Below are 4,839 nucleotides of genomic sequence, written 5' to 3' on the forward strand. Positions count from 1 at the left end.
GGTCGGCGCGGCCCAGGACATCGGGGCGGCCATCGCCCAGAAGAGCGACTTCCACTCGGTGGTTGTGCGCTCGACCATGCTGCCGGGATCGATGACCGGCGCGATCATTCCCGCCCTCGAGGAGGCCAGCGGCAAGAAGGCCCGCGGCGGTTTCGGCATCGCCTACTATCCGGAGTTCCTGCGCGAGGCGACCGCGATCCACGACTACGACAATCCGTCGGTGATCATCCTGGGCGTCGAGGACGAGCTGACCCTCGCCCGCCTGCGCCAGCTGAACGCGCACCTGAACTCGCCGGAGATGCTGGTCGACATCACCACGTCGGAAGCGATCAAGTACGCCAACAACTGCTGGCACGCGACGAAGCTCACCTTCGCCAACGAGATCGGCAACATCTCCAAGGCCTGCGGCATCGACGGCCACAAGGTGATGGAGGCGCTGTGCATGGACACGCGCCTGAACATCTCGCCGGCCTATATGAAGCCCGGCATGGCCTTCGGCGGCTCGTGCCTGCCCAAGGACCTGCGGGCCCTGCGCGCCAAGGGGCGGGCGTTGAACGTGCAGACCCCGCTGCTCGACGGCGTCTCGATCGCCAACGAGGTGCAGATCCAGCGCGCCTTCCAGATGATCACCCAGTCCGGCCACAAGGACATCGGCTTCCTGGGCCTGTCGTTCAAGGCCGGCACCGACGACCTGCGGGAGAGCCCGCTGGTGGAGATCGCCGAGCGGCTGCATGGCAAGGGCTACCGCCTGAAGATCTTCGACGAGAACGTCCGCTACACGGACCTCAACTCGAACCACTCCTACATCCGCACCAACCTGCCGCACCTGGCCGACCTGATGGTCGACACGCTCGACGAGCTGCGGGCCCACGCGCAGGTGCTGGTGGTCGGCAACGCCGACCCGAAGTTCCGGGACGTGATGCAGACCCGGCGCGACGATCAGGTGGTCGTCGACCTGGTGCGCATCAACTCGGGCGCCCGGACCAACAACCAGGACTATGCTGGCCTGTGCTGGTGAGGCGTTGAGGCCGCCCTCGGGCGGCCTCTCGAGTGGAGGTGAGTGATGGCGGGGATGGTCATCTATGCGGCCGTCCTGGTGGCGTTGGCGCTTGTCCTTCCCATGGACTGGTGGGACCGGCGCGCGTCCCACGTGCTCTTGGGCATCGGGGCCATCTCCGCCTGGCGTTACGGCTGGGGCATCACCAACCTCACCCGTAGCCTGATCTACCGCTACATTATCTTTCCGCCCCTGCGCCGCCAGTGCGACGCGATGGGCGACGAGGGCATGCCGAGCCACGTCTACCTGCTGCTCACCAGCTTCCGGATAGACACCGAGACCACCCACACCGTCTATCGGGCGGCCATGCTCGAGGCCGCCAACTGCGGCTCCGACGTGACCCTGGTCTGCTCGATCGTCGAGATGAGCGACCAGCGGCTGATCAAGCACCTGTTCGAGGCGCTGGAGATGCCCGAGCGGGTGAAGCTGGTGTTCGTGCGCATTCCCGGCACGGGCAAGCGGGACGCCATCGCCCAGGGCCTCAGGGTCATCGCCAAGCTGATGCCGCCGCCGGACGCGGTGGTCGCGCTGATCGACGGCGACTCGATCCTGGAGCCGGGCCTGCTGCGCGGCACCCTGCCCTTCTTCAAGATGATGCCGAGGATGGACGCGCTGACCACCGACGAGGTCTGCGAGGTCCGCGGGGCGACCATCTTCCGCGACTGGTACAACGTCCGTTTCGCCCAGCGGCAGATCGGCATGAGCTCGGTGGCGCTGTCCAAGCGGGTGCTGACCCTGACCGGTCGGATGAGCGCCTTCCGCGCCTCGGTCGCGACCAGCCCGGCGTTCATCGCCGACGTCGAGGAGGACTACGTCGACCACTGGCGGCTCGGCCGGATCAAGTTCCTGACCGGCGACGACAAGAGCTCCTGGTACTCGATCCTCAAGAGCGGCCGCGAGATGCTCTATGTGCCGGACCGGGTGGTCACCACCATCGAGACGCCGCCGGACCCGGATTTCCTGAGGTCGGCGACGGTGCTGATGCGCCGCTGGTTCGGCAACATGCTGCGGACCAATGAGCGGGCCCTGAAGCTGGGCACCAAGCCGATGGGCCTGTTCGTCTGGTGGTCGATCTTCGACCAGCGGATGAGCATGTGGACCGGCCTGATCGGCCCCACCGCGGCGATCATCGCCGCCTGCGCCTACGGCTGGGGCCCGCTGCTGCTCTACGGCTACTGGGTGCTGCTGACCCGCTACATTCAGACGCTGGGCCTGCTCACCGCCCGCTCGAAGGTGAAGTGGAGCTACCCGGCGCTGATGTATTTCAACCAGATCTACGGCGCGCTGATCAAAACCTACATCTTCTTCCGCCAGGACCAGCAGAAGTGGACGCGGCAGAACACCGTCTCGGTGCGGAACGTGGGCTGGTTCAACGCGCGGGTGCTCGCCCATTCGTCCCTGGCGATGCACGCCGTCGCCGTCCTCACTTTCGTAAGCCTTATCCTGATTTATCTGGGGCTGGCTCGAAACCCGGTGAGCTCGCTCGCCGCCCTTCTCCCCTGACGCGCCAAGCCCAAGGAGTTCGTCATGGCCACGTCGATGTTCGTGCACGAGGCGTTCACGCAGCGCCAGTTCGTCCGTCTGCGCACCCCGCTGCTCGTCACCATCGGCGACAAGACCTACCGCTCGCGGGACTGGTCGGTGGCCGCCGTGCGGGTGGACGGCGTGGAGCCCCTGCCCCGGGAGAAGGAGCTGGTCGAGCTGAAGCTCAAGTTCCAGTTCGAGAACTTCGCCCTGGAGATGGAGGCGACCGCCGAGGTCAGCCGCGTCGACCCGGCCGAGAAGGCGGCGGTCTATCTGTTCACCGAGCTGTCGCCCACCAACCTGTCGCTGCTGCACTACCTGGTGGGCGCGCTGATCAGCGGCGAATCGCTGACCGCCAGCGACGTGCTGGCCATCGCCCAGCGGGACAACTTCACGGCCCCCCGCCGCACGTCGGTGGCGGTATCCGAGGACAAAAGCGCCCTGGCCAAGCGGCTGGCGCTGATCGCCGTGCTCTGGCTGGTGGGCCTGGGCCTGGTGGGTTTCGTGCTGATTTCAGCCCTGACCCGCACCTTCGTGATCGATTCCAACGGCGTGCTGACCAGCTCGGCGCCCCAGACGGTGCGAGCGCCCGACACCGGGGCGGTGCTGGCCTGGAGCGCGGCCAAAGGCGAGCGCGTCCAGCCGCGGCAGGCGCTGGCCTCCATGGAGACGCTCGAGGGCGTCCGCGTCGCCGTCGCCAGCCCCTGTGACTGCATTGTCGCAGACCCCAAGGTTGAGCCCGGCGAGGTGCTCGGCCGGGGGGCGCCGCTCTTGACTTTGGCCCCGGCGACGGCTCCGCTCGCCGGTGAGTTCGTCGTGCCCCTGGCCGACGCCAAGCGTCTGCGCCAAGGGGACAACGTGCACATCGACTTCTTCGGTCAGCATCCGCCGATCAAGGGACGAGTGAAGACGGTGAACCTGCCCACCTTCCCGGACGAGAGCGCCTATGCGCGCGACCGCACGGGCGCCATGCAGCTCACCGCTCTCGTGCAAGTCGAGCTCGAGGAAAGTGTGCCCTTCACGCTGATCGGCCGGCCCGCGCAGGCCCGGATCAACACCCTAAGGACCCCCTTCTAGAATGGCCCGACTGAGCTTTCCCGCCGTCTCCGCGACGGCCCTCCTGCTCGCCAGCGCCAGCGTGCTGGCCGCCGCCCCGGCCGCCGCGCAGAACTGCCCTGAGCCGGGCGAGTCCTCCGAGCGCGCCTCCACCCCGTCGCGTGGCGCCGGCGCCTCGCGCTCCACCCGTGCCCGCACGCCCCAGCAGGTGGAGATGGACCGCGGGGACGACGCCTACCGCGAGCGGCGTTACGACGAGGCCGCGCAGATCTTCGAGCGGCTGTCGCGCTTCCCGCCCGACCGGCAGCGGACTGCGGTTCGGGCCAAGGTGAAGCTCGCCCGCGCCGAATGGCGCCGGGGGAACACCGGCCGGGCCGAGGAGCTGATCCGGCAGGTGACCGCCAGCGGCGACGCTCGGGCGGCGGCCGAAGCCCGCTCGCTGCGCGCCGACATCAGCTTCCGCTCCGGGATCGCGGCGGCGGACGCCGAATACGAGCGCGCCAACCGTCTTCTCGAGGCGGGCCAGCTGGACGCCGCCGAGAGCGCGTTCAACGCGCTGCTGAACCGCGGCTGCCCGCTGGAAGCGGGCTTCTACGACCGAGTGCGCCTGCGCCTGGCCAACGTGGCGCTGGAGCGCGGCGACTTCGCCGGCGCGCGCCGCATCGCCGAACAAGTGAACCCGAACGCCTCGCCCAACGTGGCCCAGAACTTGGCCCGACTGCGCGAGCGGATCGAGCAGCGCGAGATCGACGCCCCCGTCGAGGCCGCGCTGGAAGCCCTGCGCGCCCGTCCCGAGCCGGAGGGCGAGGAAGCGACGATGGCCGCCGACGCCCAAGCCCGGATCGGCGAGCTGCGCCGCCTGGCTACCGACAATCCGCGGATCAGCCCCGGGCTGCGCCAGCGACTGCAGCTGGAAGAATCGCGCCAGCTCGCGCGGTCCAACCAGTTCGGCGAAGCCCGCGCCCTGGCCGAGCAGATCCGCGCCGCGCCGGCCAATCCGGAAGTGGGCGCCCAGGCCGAGGCCGCCCTCACCCGCATCCGCGACCTGGAGATCGCCTTCAACGCCCGGCGCATCCTGGCCGAGGGCGAGGCCCTGAACGCCGCCGGCCGCTACCGCGCCGCCGACGCCAAGTTCAATGAGCTCGCCGCCGGCGGCGATTGGCCGGACGAGTGGCGCCAGCGCGCGAAGCTGCGGCAGGCGG

General features: G+C 69.0%; 4 protein-coding genes. All 4 read left to right on the forward strand.

The features are described from left to right. On the forward strand, nt 1-1,018 hold a 1,018-nt coding region (locus VHK87_RS00440), incomplete at its 5' end, for a nucleotide sugar dehydrogenase (protein ID WP_329632929.1). 45 nt (nt 1,019-1,063) lie between these two features. After that, nucleotides 1,064-2,560, forward strand: coding sequence for a glycosyltransferase (locus VHK87_RS00445; protein WP_329632930.1), 1,497 nt, complete (start codon nt 1,064-1,066; stop codon nt 2,558-2,560). A gap of 24 nt (nt 2,561-2,584) precedes the next feature. After that, entirely contained in the window at nt 2,585-3,658 is a 1,074-nt protein-coding gene (locus VHK87_RS00450; protein WP_329632931.1) for an alginate biosynthesis protein Alg44, read from the forward strand. Between the two features lies 1 nt (nt 3,659). After that, nucleotides 3,660-4,839: hypothetical protein (locus VHK87_RS00455; RefSeq protein WP_329632932.1), on the forward strand; the 1,180-nt coding region annotated here is incomplete at its 3' end.

It is taken from the genome of Phenylobacterium sp., from assembly GCF_036263695.1.
Taxonomy (GTDB): domain Bacteria; phylum Pseudomonadota; class Alphaproteobacteria; order Caulobacterales; family Caulobacteraceae; genus Phenylobacterium.